Here is a 14,905-nt window from a genome sequence, read left to right as displayed (position 1 = left end):
GAGCCGACCCCCGTGCCTCGTCCCCTTCGTGTCGCCATCGGCGGCATCCACATCGAGTCCAGTACCTTCTCCCCGCACCTGAGCACCGCCGACGACTTCGAGGTGACCCGGGAGGCGGCGCTGCTGTCGCGGTACGGCTGGCTCTCGCCCCCGCAGCCGTGGGCCGCCGACGTCGAGTGGGTCCCACTCGTGCATGCCCGGGCCCTGCCCGGCGGCGTGGTCGACGCCGCAGCGTACGAGGAATGGGCAGCGGAGATCATGGAGAAGCTCGCCGCGGCCGGGCCGGTGGACGGCATGCTGCTGGACATCCACGGTGCGATGAGCGTGGTTGGCCGCTCCGATGCGGAGGGCGACCTGGTCACCGCCATCCGGTCGGTGATCGGGCCCGAGCCGTACCTGTCGGCGGCGATGGACCTGCACGGCAACGTCTCCTCGGTGCTCTTCGACGCCTGTGACCTGCTCACCTGCTACCGCACCGCCCCGCACGTCGACGTGTGGGAGACCCGGGAGCGGGCCGCGCGCAACCTCGTCGCGGCGCTGCGCCGCCAGCAGCGTCCGCACAAGGCACTGGTCCACGTGCCGATCCTGCTACCTGGCGAGATGACCAGCACCCGGGAGGAACCCGCCCGGGGACTCTACGCGCGGATCCCCGAGATCGAGGCCCGAGAAGGCGTGATCGACGCGGCGATCTGGGTCGGGTTCGCCTGGGCCGACCAGCCACGCTGCCAGGGCGCGGTCGTCGTCACCGGCACCGACGCCACCGTCGCCGCCGCGGCCGCCCGCGAGTTGGGCGGGCACTTCTGGGCGGACCGCGACGAGTTCACCTTCGTCGCCCCCACCGGCTCGATGGACGAGTGCCTCGACACCGCCCTGGCCGCCGTCGCCGATCGGGCGAAGCGGCCGTTTTTCATCAGCGACTCCGGGGACAACCCGGGCGCCGGCGGCGCCGATGATGTCACCTTCGCTCTCGACCGGATGCTGGCCCGCCCCGAGTTGCGCGACGGCTCCCGGCGGGCCGTCTTCGCCTCGCTGGTCGACCCGCAGGCGGTGGCGCTGGTCGCCGACCAACCGGTCGGCTCTCCGGTCCGGGTGACAGTCGGCGGACTGATCGACTCCCGGCCGCCGGGCCCGCTGGAGCTCGACGGGATCCTGGAGGCGGTCGCCGACGACCCCGACGGCGGGCGCTGCGTCAGCGTACGGGTCGGCGGGCTCAGCGTCTTCGTCACCTCCCGCCGGATGCAGTACCGGCTGTTGGCGTCGTACGCCCGGCTGGGGGTCCGGGTCGACGAGGTGGACGTGGTCGTGGTGAAGATCGGTTACCTGGAGCCGGAACTCTTCGCGGCGGCCGGTGACTGGCTGCTCGCCCTGACCCCGGGCGGTGTCGACCAGGATCTCGCGCGGCTGCCGTACCAGAATGTGGAGCGGCCCATGTTCCCCCTGGACCGTGACTTCGACCCGGACCTCGCCGTGGTGCTCGGGTGAGCGGCGTGACCCAGCCCGAGGGCCGCTGCGTCCTCGCCGTTGATGTCGGCGGGACGACCATCAAGGCGGCCGTGGTCGGCGAGGACGGCCGCTTCCTGAGCGCACTGACCGCGCCGTCGCAGGCGGACGACGATCCCGTCCGGGCGATTCGGTCCCTGTGCCACCAACTGCGCGAGCACGCCCTCTCCCTCGGCGGTGAGCCCGCCGCGATCGGCGTGGTGACGCCCGGCCTCGTGGACGAGCGGGACGGAGTGGTGCGGTACGCGGCCAACCTCCGCCTCCGTGACGTGCCACTGCGCGACCTCATCAGCGGCGACCTCGGACTGCCCGTGGCGATCGGACACGACGCCCGGGCGGCCGGCGTCGCGGAGGCCACGGCGGGCGTGGCCGTCGGGTTGGACAACTTCCTGCTGCTGCCCCTGGGTACCGGCATCGCCGCGGCGGTGGTGGTGGACGGCGTCCCGCTGGCCGGCGCGACCCGTGCGTCCGGAGAAGTCGGCCACATGCCGGTCTACCCGGGCGGGGAGCCGTGCAGTTGCGGGCAGCGGGGATGCCTGGAGGTGTACGCCTCGGCCGGTGGGATGGCCCGTCGCTATGCCCGGCGCGTCGGCGGGTCGGGGGCGGACAGCCAAGCTATCGCCGACGCGGTGGCCACCGATCCGGATGCCCGCGCCGTCTGGGACGACGCGACCCGGGCGTTGGGTACCGCCCTGGCCACCCTCACCCTGGCCCTCGACCCGGCCCGGGTCGTATTGGGAGGTGGGCTGGCCGAGGCGGGCGCGTTCTTCCTCGACCCGGTACGCGAGGCGATGCGCGACGCCCTCGCCTGGCGCCCCCCGCCCCCGGTGCTGCGCTCCGCCTTCGGCACCCAGGCAGCACAGGTCGGTGCCGCCATCCTGGCGCGGCGGAAGGCCGGGCTGTCGGTTCCCGACGGCTGGGGCGCACCCGATCTCGTACCGCCTGCCGCAGGAGAAATACCTCATTAGCCGTCGCGCGAAGGGCAGCAGTGCGGCGGGAATCCTCCGTTAGTCGGTGATGACGCCGCCAGGTGGCAGCGGCAACTCGTAGGCCTTCGTGTCCGGTAGCTCTACCCGAACCCGGATGCGCCAAGGCTCCGCCGTTTCGACCTTGACCACGGTGCCGTAGGGGTTGCCGGGCGCGGCCGACGTTTGGCCTTCCACCGTGGTCACCTCGACCTGGCGGCCCGCTGCAACGGCCACGAAGACGTAGCTTCCACGGCCCGGAAGGTGTCGCACCACCAACACCCCCAAGCCCGTTGGTCGCTCGACCGGGCAGACGGCGTCCCCATCAACGCAGGCGAGATCATAGGAGATGTAGTCCGAGCTACGGCTGAACTTCCCCGACCCGGTCGCGACCCAGAGCTCGGCCGCCTTGCCGCCAGCCGCCGCCTCCTCCGGTCGCGCGGACCGTTTCACCAGCACCAGGTCTTCATCCCCCGCGCGTCCGGCAGCCAGTACCTGTTGCGCGGTTACCACTGATCCGGTGTCCCGGCTGAGTCGCCGGGCGGCTTCATCCAGGTCCGGTTCAGGTGGGGTGGCTTGATTCGCGATGGGCGCCCGCTGGCCGAGATCAGCTTTGGCCACCCCTAGCCCGCCGACGGCCACCACCAGGAGCGACAGCCCCACCACCACTCCTTGCCGTCGCCGCCGTCGTGCCCGGGTGCCCCGGACAACCCGGGCCGCGAAGTCGCCGGGCACCTCGTACGCCTCGACCGCACGCTCCATAAGTGACCGCAGGTCGGCGTGGTTCATGGCGTTCCCCCTCCACTGGTTCCGGCCGACACGGACCCGGCTCCGGACAACAGGTCCCGCAGCCGGTCGAGGCCGCGCGACGACTGACTCTTGACCGCGCCGACCGAGCAGCCGAGTGCGGCTGCTGTCTCCTTCTCGGACCAGCCCGCCCAGTACCGCATAACCACGACCGCACGCATCCGGGGCGGCAGCGAACGCAGCGCCCGCAGTAGGAGAGCGCGGTCGTCCGCACGGGCCATCTCGTCCCCCAGCGTGGCCGTCTCCGGCACCTCCGCAACGCGCCGGCGTATCCAGGGCGACCGCCACTGGCTGATGACCCGGTTGGCGATCGCGCGGCGCACGTAGCGCTCGGGGTCGCCGTCGCGTAACCGACTCCACCGCGGATAGGTCTGCTCCAGGACCGTCTGCAGGAGGTCTTCGGCGTCGGATGGATCGCCACACATCAGGATGGCGAACCTGAGGAGACGTTGGCCGCTGCCGTGGACGAAGTCCTCGAAGTCCGGAACGCTCAGCGGTGGCTCCATGTCCTGATAACGCCGCAGCTGTCGTAGAAGTTGAGTCGTTTGAGGTGGTTGGCGTGTCAGAATCCATCCCCGTGGTGACTCCGGCGCGCTTTCGGGAGGTTCGTTTGGTCCTCGACGTGGTCGTCGGGTGGGCGGCTGAGCGCGAGGACGTACGCGGGGTGGTGGTGGTCGGCTCGTGGGCGCGCGGGGCCGCGCGGATGGACTCCGATGTCGACATTGTGGTCCTGACGGACCAGGTCCGCTACTCCGTGGCGGGAGTGTGGACGGGGCTGCTCGGCGGCGAGGTGCTCCGATCGGCCGAGTGGGGCCCGCTCCGGGAGGTCCGCCTGCGACGCCCGTCGGGGTTGGTGGTGGAGCTCGGCGTCGCGCCGGTGAGCTGGGCCGACACGGACCCGGTTGACGCGGGTACCCGCCGGGTCATCTGCGACGGGCACCGCGTTGTGCACGATCCGGCCGGTGTGTTGGCCCGGCTGTCGTCCGCGTCCGGGAGCTGAGCGGCGGCACCCCGGTCCGGAAGCGCACCCCTCGGTGGCGAGCAGCCACCACGCCGGACCCCACTGCCAGCTGTTCGCCCAGGTGTAGGGCGAATTTGGACAGGTCGACCGCTATCAGATGAGATGGGGGTTGAGGAATATTCATCTATGCGCAAGCATGAGTCGACCTAGATGGTTTCAGGTGGTTGAACCGTCTAGGGAGGAAGTTCCTCACCCATCCCCCTCTGCCGTTTTTGGGAGGTTCACTCCGTGAAGCCCTCAAGCTCCTCGCGCAAGCGGGTCGCCGCCGCTGCAGCGGCCGGAACTCTGGCCGCCGGCGTGCTGCTGGGCACGCCCACTCAGGCCGCCCCCGCGCCCCCCTCTCCCGACGCCTCCGCACCCGCCCCGTCTCCGGCGGTCGCTGAATATTTGGTCGACCTCCTCGGCGACAAGGCCCCCGGGATGTACCTCGACGATGACGGCGCGTTTGTCGTCACGGTCACCGACGACGCGGCGGCCCAGCAGGTCAGCGATCAGGGTCTGAAAGCGAAGCGGGTCAACCGGGATGCGAAACAGCTCCGCGACCTCCGGGGCACGCTGAAGGCGATGAGCATCCCGGGCACCTCCTGGTGGGTGGACCCCGTCGCCAACCAGGTCGCGCTCGGTTACGACACGACTGTCACCGACGAAGAGCTCGAGACGCTCCAGGACGTGGTCGACGATGCCGATGGCGCGCTCCGGCTGGAGGCCATGAACGGTGATCTGAGCGCCCTGGCGCTGGGCGGGGAGGCGATTTACAGCTCCGACTTCAGGTGCAGTCTAGGATTCAACGTCACCAATTCGGACCGGTCCGCCTTCTTCTCCGTCACTGCCGGGCACTGCACCGACGGAAGCTTGGCCAAGTGGTACACGGACCTCCCGGACCCCTCCGATCCCGACAAGAATCTGCTGGGTCTCGACCTCGACAGTAGCTTCCCAGGAGACGACTACGGCCTCATCTGGACCGGGAGCGAGGCGCAGGACTGGAGCATGGTCACCCTTGGTGATGGTGCTGTTCGGCCCATCCACGGCCACAGAGAAGCCCACGTGGGCGAGTCGGTTGAGCAGTACGGCAGCACCTCTGGGCTGCTCAGCGGCGAGGTGACCCAGGTGAACGCCACCGCCGTCTACCGAGGCGAAGACGGCGAGGACGATGTGGTGGAAGGCCTGATCGGCACGGACATCTGCAGCCAGAAGGGCGACAGCGGTGGCCCGCTCTTCGCCGGCAACACCGCACTCGGCATGACCTCCGGTGGCGTCCCGCTGTGCCTGTTCCCGACCACCAGTTGGTCCTTCTACCAGCCGATCGGAGAGGTGCTCGACGAGTACGGCGTGGAGTTCTACTGAGCGTCGTAACGGGGAGCGGGCCGCCAGAACACCTGGCGGCCCGCTCCCCTCGCGGGATCGACCTGGTCACCGCAGAGCGGGGCCCGAGGTCAGTACGACTTCTCCTGGCCGAGGACGTGCTGGGCCACGAAGTTCAGGATCATCTCCCGGGTGACCGGGGCGATCCGCCCGGCCCGGGAAGCCCCGAGCAACGTCGCCACCCCGTACTCGGTGGTCATGCCGGCCCCGCCGTGGGCCTGGATCGCCGTGTCCACGGCCAGCGCCGCCGCGTCCCCGGAGGCGTACTTGGCCATGTTGCCGGCGACCCCCGCCTCCAGGTCCCGCCCGGCGTCGTAGAGCACCGCCGCCTTCTGGACCATCAGCCGGGCCAACTCCACCTGCACCGCCGCGTGCGCCAGGGGATGCGACACCCCCTGGTGGGAGCCGATCGACCGGCCACCCCACACCTTCCGGGTCGCCGTGTACTCCGAGGCGCGTTCGAGCGCGTACCGGCCGGAGCCGACACTCATCGCGCCGATCGTGATCCGCTCCGGGTTCAGCCCGGCGAAGAGCGCCGGCAGGCCGGCGTCCAGGGACTCGCCGACCAACGCCTCCGCCGGCACCCGTACGTCGTCGAGGTAGAGCAGGAACTGGTCCTCCGGGGAGAGGATCTCCATGTCCAGCTTGGAGTAGGTCAACCCCGCCGCATCCGTCGGTACGAGGAACAGCGCCGGCTTCAGTTTGCCGGTCGTGGCGTCCTCGGACCGCGCCACCACCAGTACGTGCCCCGCCTGGTCGACGCCGGAGATGTAGCACTTGCGGCCGGAGATCAACCAGTCGTCGCCGTCCCGACGGGCCACCGTGCCGAGCCGGTGGAAGTTCGACCCGGCCTCCGGCTCGGTGATCGCGAAGGCGATCCGCTGGGAGCCGTCGGCGATGCCGGGAAGGTGGCGTTTGCGCTGCTCCTCGGTGCCGTGCCGGGTGATGATCGTCGCGACGATGGCGGGAGAGACCACCAGCAGCAGCAGCGGGCAACCGGAGGCGGCCAACTCCTCGCAGACGATGGCGAGTTCGGTGATGCCGCCGCCCCCGCCGCCGTACTCGGTCGGGATGTTCACGCCGAGGTAGCCCAACCCGCCGGCCTCGTTCCACAGTTCGGTGGTGCGCTCGCCGGCCTTGGCCTTCTCGACGAAGTACCGGTGGCCGTACTGCTTGCCCAGCGCCCGTACGGCGTCGCGGAGCTGCTCCTGCTCGGGGGTGGGGTCGAAGTTCATGACTGTGCCTCCTCGTCGGGGTTGACCACGGCCAGCACGGCGCCGGTCTCGACCTGGCCGCCGGTGGACACCGGTAGCTCGGCGACGACGCCGTCCGTGGGGGCGAGCACGGGGTGTTCCAGCTTCATCGCTTCCAGGGTCAGCAGCAGGTCACCGGCGGCGACCCGCTGGCCGAGCTCGACCTGCACCCGGGTCACCGTGCCGGGCAGCGGCGCGAGCAGCGACCCGGCCGCCAGCTCCGCGCCGGGTAGCGGGAAGCGGGGCAGCTCGGCCAGGCGCACCGCCCCGTCCGGGCCGTCCACGAAGACCTCCGCGCCCACCCGGTGTACGCGGTAGGTCCGGCGTACCCCGGCGACCTCCAGCACCACCCGGTCCGGCTGCGCCTCGACCAGGGTGAGGGCCGGCGCCGCGTCCGCGGCGGCGCCGCCCTCCACCGTCCACTCGACGAGCGCGCCGCGGCGGTCCAGGCGGTAGCGCACCTCGATCTCGTCGCCGTCGGCGCTGGCGTAGCGGGTGACCTGCGCGAAGGCGGGCACGTTTCGCCAACCGGAGGGGAACCCGGCCAACACCGGGGCGGCGGCCCGCCGGTCGGCGGCCGAGGCGAGCGCCGCCGCCACCGCGACCACGGGCAGCTCCCCGGCGGAGACCAGCGGCGCGAGCACCTCGGGATGCCGGTCCAGGAAGCCGGTGTCGAGGTCGACGGCGGTGAACTCCGGGCTGCGCAGGATGCGGACCAGCTGATCCCGATTGGTGGCGACCCCGTGCAGCTCGGCCCGGGCCAGCGCGCCGGCCAGCGCGCGGGCGGCCTCGCCCCGGGTGGGTGCCCAGGCCATCACCTTCGCGAGCATCGAGTCGTAGTGGACGCCCACCACTGAGCCGTCCGTGACGCCGGAGTCCAGCCGCAGCCCGGTCCCGGTCAACGGCCCGAACTCGGCCGACACCCCGGGGACCGTGAACCGGTGCAGGGTGCCCGTCGCTGGCCGGTACCCGTGGGCGGGCTCCTCAGCGCAGAGGCGTACCTCGATCGCGTGCCCGGTGGCCGGTGGGGTCGTGTCGATCGGCAGCGGGTTGCCCTCGGCGACGAGGAGCTGCAGGCGGACCAGGTCCAGGCCGGTGGTCAGCTCGGTCACCGGATGCTCCACCTGCAGGCGGGTGTTCATCTCCAGGAAGTAGATCTCCCCGTCCGAGGCGAGCAGGAACTCGACGGTGCCCGCACCGAGGTAGTCGACCGCCCGGCCGGCGGCCACCGCCGCCGCGTGGAGCCGCTGGCGCACCTCGGGCGCGAGTACGCCCGGCGCCTCCTCGACGATCTTCTGATGTCGGCGTTGGATCGAGCAGTCCCGCGCCCCCAGGGCCACCACCGTCCCGAACTGGTCGCCCAGGATCTGCACCTCGACGTGCCGGCCACGTTCGACGTACCGCTCGATGAAGACGGTGCCGTCGCCGAACGCGGAGGCCGCCTCGCGGCGGGCGCTGGCGATGGCGTCGGCGAGACCGTCGGCGGCGTGGACCACCCGCATGCCCCGCCCACCACCTCCGGCGGCGGCCTTCACCAGCACCGGGAAGCCGTTGACCTGGTCGGCGTCGGTCCAGCTGGGCAGCATGGGGACGCCGGCCTCGGCGAGCAGCGTCTTCGCCGCCAGCTTGTCCCCCATCGCGGCGATCGCCTTGGCCGGTGGCCCGACCCAGGCCAGCCCGGCGTCGGTGACCGCCGTGGCGAACTCGGCGTTCTCGGCCAGGAAGCCGTAGCCCGGATGGACGGCGTCGGCGCCGGCCCGCCGGGCCGCGGCCAGGACGAGGTCGATCCGCAGGTATGTCTCGGCGGGCGTGTTCCCGGGCAGCCGGACGGCGTGGTCGGCCTCGGCGACGAAGGGCGCATCGGCGTCCGCGTCGGAGTGCACGGCGACCGTCTCGATCCCGAGTGCCCGGCAGGTGGTGAAGATCCGGCGGGCGATCTCGCCCCGGTTGGCGACCAGAAGTCTGCTGATCATCCGCGCTGCGTCTCCTTCGTTCGCGACTACGGACCGGGCCTGACTGTGCTGTGTGGCTGTCACATTCGGAAGACGCCGAAGCCTTCGGCGCCCCGCACCGGTGCGGTGTGGATCGCCGACAGGCAGAGCCCGAGGACGGTACGGGTGTCCCGCGGGTCGATGACGCCGTCGTCGTAGAGCCGACCGGAGAGGAAGAGCGCCCCGGACTGGGACTCGATCTGCTGCTCGACCATCGTCCGCATGGCGGCGTCGGATTCCTCGTCGTACTCCCGGCCCCTCGCGGCGGCGGCCTGCCGGGCGACGATGGAGAGCACCCCGGCGAGCTGGGCCGGGCCCATCACCGCCGACTTCGCGTTTGGCCAGGTGAACAGGAACCTCGGCTCGTACGCCCGGCCGCACATGCCGTAGTTGCCGGCGCCGTAGGAGGCACCGAGGTTCACCGTCAGGTGCGGCACCGTCGAGTTTGACACCGCATTGATCATTAGGGCGCCGTGTTTGATGATGCCGCGCTGTTCGTACTCGGTGCCGACCATGTAGCCGGTGGTGTTCTGGAGGAAGATCAACGGGGTGTCGGCGGCGTTGGCGAGCTGGATGAACTGAGCCGCCTTCTGCGCCTCCGCGTTGAACAGCACCCCCCGGGCGTTGGCGAGCACCCCGACCGGGTAGCCGTGCAGCTCGCCCCAGCCGGTGACCAGCGCGGTGCCGTAGGTCGGCTTGAACTCGTCGAACTCGCTGCCGTCCAGTACCCGGGCGATGATCTCGCGTGGGTCGAACGGCACCTTCAGGTCGGCGCTGGCGATGCCGAGCAGCTCCTCCGGGTCGTACCGGGGTGGCCGGGGGTCGGCCGTACGGGGCGCGGGTCCCGTCTTGCGCCAGTTGAGCCGCCGTACGCACTGCCGGGCCAGCCGGATGCCGTCCCGTTCGTCCTCGGCCAGGTAGTCGGCCAGCCCGGAGGTGGTGGCGTGCATGGCCGCGCCGCCCAGCGACTCGTCGTCGGCGTCCTCGCCGGTGGCCATCTTCACCAGCGGCGGACCGGCCAGGTAGACCTGCGACCGGTCCCGAATCATGATCACGTGATCGGACATGCCCGGCACGTACGCGCCGCCGGCCGTGGCGTTGCCGAAGACCACGCTGACCGTGGGGATCCGCTCCGCCGAGAGCCGGGTCAGGTCGCGGAACACCCGCCCACCCGGGATGAAGATCTCCGCCTGGGTGGGGAGGTCCGCCCCGGCCGACTCGACCAGGTTGATCATCGGTAGCCGGTTGGCCAGGGCGATCTCCCCGGCCCGCCGGCTCTTCGCCAGCGACCACGGGTTGACCGCGCCGCCGCGTACCGTCGGATCACTGGCAATGATCATGCACTCGACACCCTCGACCGGGCCGATGCCGGTGACCACGCTGGCGCCGACCGGGAAGTCCGTGCCGTACGCGGCGACCGGTGACAGCTCCAGGAACGGGGCGTCCCGATCGAGTAGCAGCTCGATGCGCTCCCGGGCCAGCAGTTTGCCGCGCTTGTGCTGCCGGGCGCGGTACTTCTCGCCGCCACCGTCGCGCGCCTGGTCCAGCGCGGAGTCCAGTTCGGTCAACCGGGCCAGCAGGGCCTCCCGGTTCTCCCGGAAGGTCGCCGCAGCCGGATCGATCACGCTGTCGAGTGTGGTCACAGCCCCATGCCCTTCGCGATGATCTCGTTCATGATCTCGGTGGCACCGCCGCCGATGCCGAGGATGCGCTGATCGCGGTAGTGCCGCTCCACCTCGGAGTCGCGCAGGTAGCCGAAGCCGCCGTGCAGCTGCAACGCCGCGTCGACCACCTCGGCGCAGGCGGCGACGGCGGTGTTCTTGGCCATCGCCACCTCGGTCATCACCATCTCCCCGGCGGCGACCCGGGCCGCCACGTCGAGCACGTGGGCGCGGGCCGACTCGGCGCGGGTGTGCATCTCGGCCAGCCGGTGCCGGACGAGCTGCCGGCTCGCCAGCGGGCGGCCGAAGGTCTCCCGGTCCCGGCACCAGCCCAGGGTCAGCTCCACGCAGCGCTGCGCCGTCGCGTACGCCTGAGTGGCCAGGGAGACCCGCTCGGCGGCGAAGTTCTGCATGATGGCGAGGAAGCCGGTGTTCTCCGCGCCGACCAGATTCGTCACCGGCACCCGGACATCGGCGAAGGAGAGCTCGGCGGTGTCCGAGCAGTGCCAGCCGAGCTTCTCCATCCGTCGGCCGACGGTGAAGCCCGGCGTGCCCTTCTCGATCACCAGTAGGGAGACGCCCTCCGCACCCGGCCCGCCGGTGCGTACCGCGGTGGTCACGAAGTCGGCCCGGTGCCCGCTGGTGATGTACGCCTTGGCCCCGTTCACCAGGTAGTGGTCACCGTCCCGGCGGGCCGTCGTGCGCAGCCCGGCCACGTCCGAGCCGCCCCCCGGCTCGGTGACCGCCAGCGCCCCGATCATCGACCCGGCGAGGGTTGGTCGAACGAAGCGCGCGATCAGGTCGGTGCCGTCGTCCGACGCGGTTCCCGCCCCGGCGTAGTCGCTGGCGGCCACCAGGTGCGGCAGGGCGATGCCGTGCGTGAAGAGCGCCGCCACCAGCCCGGAGGAGCCGCCGGACCGGATGATCTCCTCGGTGACGACGACCGAGTCGAGCAGGTCGCCGCCGCTGCCACCGACCTCCTCGGGGAAGCCGATGCCGAGCAGACCGATCTTGGCGGCCGTGGCGTGTAGCTCTCGGGGGACCTCGCCGGCCCGCTCCCAGTCATCGAAGTGTGGTAGCACCTCTTTGTCCATGAACGCCCGGGTCAGCTCACGGAGCTGCCGACGTTCCGGGGTGTCGAGGATCGTCATGATGCCCCCTCCGGGATCAACTCGGCCGGAACCTGAACCATGCGGGAGCGGAGTAGCTCCCCCAGCGCCTTCGCCTGCGGATCGAAGCGGGTCGTGGCCGCCACCCCCGGCCCGAGCAGTCCTCGGATCATGAAGTTGACCGCCCGCAGGTTCGGTAACTCGTACCGCTCGACGGTCAGCGGGGCGGTCTCCGGCAGCAACTCGGCGAGGCGGTCCACGGTCAGCCACCCCCGCAGCCACTCCCAGCTCGCGTCGGTTCGCGCCCAGACCCCCAGGTTGGCGTCGCCCCCCTTGTCCCCGGACCGCGCCCCCACCAGCTCTCCGAGGGGCCGGCGTCGGGTTGGGTACGCGGCGGGGCCCTCGCTCGGCACCGGCGTCCCCGGCGCGGGCGGGGCCGGCTGCGTCCGCGGCGGCGGGGGAATCGGTACGCGGGTGCCGTCGGGCAGGACCGCCACGTGCTCGACGCCGTCCTGCGCGACCGTGTCGGCGGTGAAGACCCCGTACGGTGTCGCGTCGCCGGGCAGCGTGGTCAGGGTGCAACCCGGGTACGAGGCCAGGGCCAGCTCCACCGCCGCGGCCGAGAAGGCCCGCCCGGCCCGCGCCTTGTCCCCGTCCCGCAGGTGGACGTGGAGCAGGGCGCTCGCCGCCTCGGTGTCCGCGGTGTCGGGGTGATCGGTGCGGGCGAGGACGAACTCCAGCCCCTCCTTGCCGACCGTCTCCTCGAGTTGCCCGCGGACCAGGGCCGCCTTGGCCGGGATGTCCAGCCCGCAGAGTACGAAGGTCATCGAGTTACGGAAGCCGCCGAGGTTGTTGACGCCGACCTTGAGCGTCTCCGGTGGTGGCGTCCCCCGAACCCCGGAGACCCGAACCCGGTCCGGCCCGTCCTTGGTGAGGCGCACCGAGTCCAGGTGGGTGACGACGTCCGGCCCGAGGTAGGCCGGCGCGCCCACCTCGTACAGGAGCTGGGCGGTGACCGTCTCGATGGTGACCGCGCCCCCGGTGCCCGGGTGCTTCGTGAGCACCGCCGAGCCGTCGGCGTGTAATTCGGCGAGGGGGAAGCCGGGCCGGTGCCCACCGTCTGGCAGCTCGGTGAAGAAGCTGAAGTTGCCGCCGGTCACCTGCGCGCCGCATTCGAGGAGATGCCCGGCGACGGTCGCGCCGGCGAGGGCGTCCAGGTCGTCGTGGTCCCAGCCGAACCGGGCGATCGCCGGCCCGACCACCAGGGAGGCGTCGGTGACCCGCCCGGTGATCACCACGTCGGCGCCGGCGTCGAGCGCGGCGGCGATCCCGAACGCCCCGAGGTACGCGTTCGCGGTCAGCGCGTTCGGCCGGGAGAGGGAGTCGCCCTCGACGTATCCGACCTTGAGGTCGAGCCCGAGCCGTTGGGCGAGGGAGCGGACGGCGGTGGCCAGCCCGGCGGGGTTCAGCCCGCCGGCGTTGGTGACGATCCGGACGCCGCGTTCCCGCGCGGTGCCGAGGGTCCCCTCGAGTTGCCGCAGGAAGGTCCGCGCATAGCCGAGGTCGGGGTCCCGCATCCGGTCTCTACCCAGAATGAGCATGGTCAGCTCGGCGAGGTAGTCCCCGGTGAGCACGTCCAGGTCACCCCCGGCGAGCATCTCCTGCCAGGCGGAGAAGCGGTCGCCGTAGAAGCCGGAGGCGTTGCCGACCCGCAGCGGGGTATGCGTGCTGTCGGCGGTGCCGGCGCTCACGCCGTGGCCTGCGCTTGTGGCGTCCGGCCTGCGCCGGGTGGGCCGGCGAAGGCCTGGGCCACGTCCAGCCAGGCCTCGGCGACCGGACCGGTCGCGGTGAGGGTGAGATCGGCGCGGTGCCGGCGCTGGGTCACCAGCAGGCAGAAGTCCAGTGCCGGTCCGGTGACCCGGTTGGCGGCGTCCGCGGGACCGTAGGCCCAGGTCGCGCCGGCGGTGTCGGCGCTGGTGGGTGGTGCGGTCAGTTCGATTCGGACCGGTGCGGTCGGCAGCGGGTGACCGTGTGCGGCGAAGGAGTGCGGCAGCGTCCGGAAGCCGAGGTGCGCGATGTGCCGCAGCCGTGCCGTGGCCGGCCGGGTGATCCCGAGCGCGTCGGCCACGTCCGCGCCGTGTGCCCAGGTCTCCATGATCCGTGCGGTGGCCATCGACGCGGGGGACATCCTGGTGCCGTACCAGGGGAGCTTCTCGCCAGTCGGGGTGGCCGCGAGGGCGCTGGCCAGCGCCGCCCGGCCGGAGCGCCAGCGGGGCAGCAGCTCGGCCGCCGGGGCGAGGAACTCTTCCGCGCCCGCGTCCACCAGCCGGGTCGGGTCGGCTGCGGTGGCGACGGAGGCGTAGAACGCGTCGGCGTCCGTCGCGGCGAGCTGCGCGGCGTGATCGGTCCAGGCCAGGTGCGCGATCTGGTGGCCGATCGTCCAACCGGGTGCGGGCGTGGCGCGGGCCCACTCGGCGGTCGACAGCGGCGCCACGAGCGCGTCCAGTTCGGCTGACTCGGCGGCCAGATCGGTCAGCAGGTCCGTCAGGTTGACCATGGTGCCTCCGGGGGAGTCGGCGGTGGTGCGGGACGGGTCAGGGGGCGAGGAGCTCGGTGAGTTGGCGTTTCCAGGCGGTGAGCAGTGTGGTGCGCCGGGCGGAGTCGTCGTTGAGCAGGTTCGCCACGCCGAGGCCGCGGAGCAGGTCGAGGGTGGCCTGCACCGCCTCCCGTACGCCGGGTTGGCGCTCGTCAACCTCGAGCAGGGCGACGGTCAGTCGGTGCATCTCCCGGCCGAGTCGGGCCTCCAGCGGCACCAGCGCCGCCCGTAGTTCGCGGTCGGTGCGGGCGGCGACCCACAGCTCGAGGGCGGCGATGAAGAGCGGTCCGGTGAAGGCCGCGGCGAGCAGGTCCACCACCCGGTCCAACCGCTGTGGGCCGGCGGGCAGGGCCTTCGCCTCGACGCGCAGCTCCTCCGCGCGCCGCTCGGCGAGATGCGCGACCGCGGCGGTGACCAGGGCCGCCTTGGTGGGGTAGTGGTGCAGTTGGGCGCCCCGGGACACTCCGGCCCGGGTCGCTATCACGGTCGTCGTGGTGCCGGACCAGCCATGCTCGACCAGGCACGCCACAGTGGCCTCAAGTAGTCGGGCCTGGGTGGCGCGGCTACGTTCCTGTTGGGGGACGCGGGTCGATGTTCCGGACACGGCCTCAGCGTGCCGTTCCCAAAACAAACAGTCAAG

General features: G+C 71.8%; 13 protein-coding genes. 4 read left to right on the top strand and 9 right to left on the bottom strand.

Annotated features, from left to right (window positions below; all coding sequences use genetic code 11):
- Window positions 1-12: 12 nt before the first annotated feature.
- Window positions 13-1,482, top strand: coding sequence for a M81 family metallopeptidase (locus SALPAC4_RS0108275; RefSeq protein ID WP_019869918.1), 1,470 nt, complete (start codon window positions 13-15; stop codon window positions 1,480-1,482).
- Entirely contained in the window at window positions 1,479-2,468 is a 990-nt protein-coding gene (locus SALPAC4_RS0108270) for an ROK family protein (protein ID WP_019869917.1), read from the top strand. Before SALPAC4_RS0108275 ends, SALPAC4_RS0108270 begins: the two co-directional genes overlap by 4 nt.
- 39 nt (window positions 2,469-2,507) lie before the next feature.
- Here SALPAC4_RS0108270 and SALPAC4_RS0108265 read toward each other — a convergent pair whose 3' ends face one another.
- Both SALPAC4_RS0108265 and SALPAC4_RS0108260 read right to left on the bottom strand, forming a co-directional pair.
- Window positions 2,508-3,254 (bottom strand): hypothetical protein, encoded by a 747-nt coding sequence (locus SALPAC4_RS0108265; protein ID WP_019869916.1) that lies wholly within the window; start codon window positions 3,252-3,254, stop codon window positions 2,508-2,510.
- Window positions 3,251-3,778: a SigE family RNA polymerase sigma factor gene (locus SALPAC4_RS0108260; protein ID WP_019869915.1), complete on the bottom strand. Its 528-nt coding sequence runs from the start codon at window positions 3,776-3,778 to the stop codon at window positions 3,251-3,253. The genes SALPAC4_RS0108265 and SALPAC4_RS0108260 overlap by 4 nt, the downstream gene beginning before the upstream one ends.
- A gap of 71 nt (window positions 3,779-3,849) precedes the next feature.
- Here SALPAC4_RS0108260 and SALPAC4_RS0108255 point away from each other — a divergent pair, with 71 nt between their 5' ends.
- Window positions 3,850-4,272 (top strand): nucleotidyltransferase domain-containing protein, encoded by a 423-nt coding sequence (locus SALPAC4_RS0108255; RefSeq protein WP_019869914.1) that lies wholly within the window; start codon window positions 3,850-3,852, stop codon window positions 4,270-4,272.
- A 249-nt stretch (window positions 4,273-4,521) separates the two neighbouring features.
- Window positions 4,522-5,637 carry a S1 family peptidase gene (locus SALPAC4_RS0108250; protein ID WP_027644302.1) on the top strand — a complete coding sequence of 372 codons (1,116 nt, stop codon included), beginning with the start codon at window positions 4,522-4,524 and terminating at the stop codon, window positions 5,635-5,637.
- Between the two features lie 89 nt (window positions 5,638-5,726).
- On the opposite strand, the gene SALPAC4_RS0108245 is transcribed toward SALPAC4_RS0108250, so the two are convergent.
- Genes SALPAC4_RS0108245 through SALPAC4_RS0108215 form a run of 7 tightly spaced genes read right to left on the bottom strand, consistent with a single transcriptional unit; the run spans window position 5,727 to window position 14,869 of the window.
- Window positions 5,727-6,890 (bottom strand): acyl-CoA dehydrogenase family protein, encoded by a 1,164-nt coding sequence (locus SALPAC4_RS0108245; protein WP_018731370.1) that lies wholly within the window; start codon window positions 6,888-6,890, stop codon window positions 5,727-5,729.
- The gene (locus SALPAC4_RS0108240; protein ID WP_019869912.1) at window positions 6,887-8,881 is read right to left on the bottom strand and encodes an acetyl/propionyl/methylcrotonyl-CoA carboxylase subunit alpha; all 1,995 of its coding nucleotides are present in this window, start codon (window positions 8,879-8,881) and stop codon (window positions 6,887-6,889) included. Before SALPAC4_RS0108240 ends, SALPAC4_RS0108245 begins: the two co-directional genes overlap by 4 nt.
- 59 nt (window positions 8,882-8,940) lie before the next feature.
- A complete protein-coding gene (locus SALPAC4_RS0108235) occupies window positions 8,941-10,542 on the bottom strand; it encodes an acyl-CoA carboxylase subunit beta (protein WP_019869911.1) in 1,602 nt (533 codons plus the stop codon).
- On the bottom strand, window positions 10,539-11,711 hold the full coding sequence (locus tag SALPAC4_RS0108230; RefSeq protein WP_019869910.1) for an acyl-CoA dehydrogenase family protein: 1,173 nt from the start codon (window positions 11,709-11,711) through the stop codon (window positions 10,539-10,541). The genes SALPAC4_RS0108235 and SALPAC4_RS0108230 overlap by 4 nt, the downstream gene beginning before the upstream one ends.
- Window positions 11,708-13,420, bottom strand: a complete 1,713-nt coding sequence (locus tag SALPAC4_RS0108225) for an acyclic terpene utilization AtuA family protein (RefSeq protein WP_019869909.1) — start codon at window positions 13,418-13,420, stop codon at window positions 11,708-11,710. The genes SALPAC4_RS0108230 and SALPAC4_RS0108225 overlap by 4 nt, the downstream gene beginning before the upstream one ends.
- A complete protein-coding gene (locus SALPAC4_RS0108220; RefSeq protein WP_019869908.1) occupies window positions 13,417-14,226 on the bottom strand; it encodes a TIGR03084 family metal-binding protein in 810 nt (269 codons plus the stop codon). The genes SALPAC4_RS0108225 and SALPAC4_RS0108220 overlap by 4 nt, the downstream gene beginning before the upstream one ends.
- A gap of 37 nt (window positions 14,227-14,263) precedes the next feature.
- The gene (locus SALPAC4_RS0108215; RefSeq protein WP_018745178.1) at window positions 14,264-14,869 is read right to left on the bottom strand and encodes a TetR/AcrR family transcriptional regulator; all 606 of its coding nucleotides are present in this window, start codon (window positions 14,867-14,869) and stop codon (window positions 14,264-14,266) included.
- Window positions 14,870-14,905 lie beyond the last annotated feature (36 nt).

The sequence above is a fragment of the Salinispora oceanensis genome (assembly GCF_000383575.1).
Classification (GTDB): domain Bacteria; phylum Actinomycetota; class Actinomycetes; order Mycobacteriales; family Micromonosporaceae; genus Micromonospora; species Micromonospora oceanensis.
This window is presented reverse-complemented; position numbering and strand designations above follow the sequence as displayed.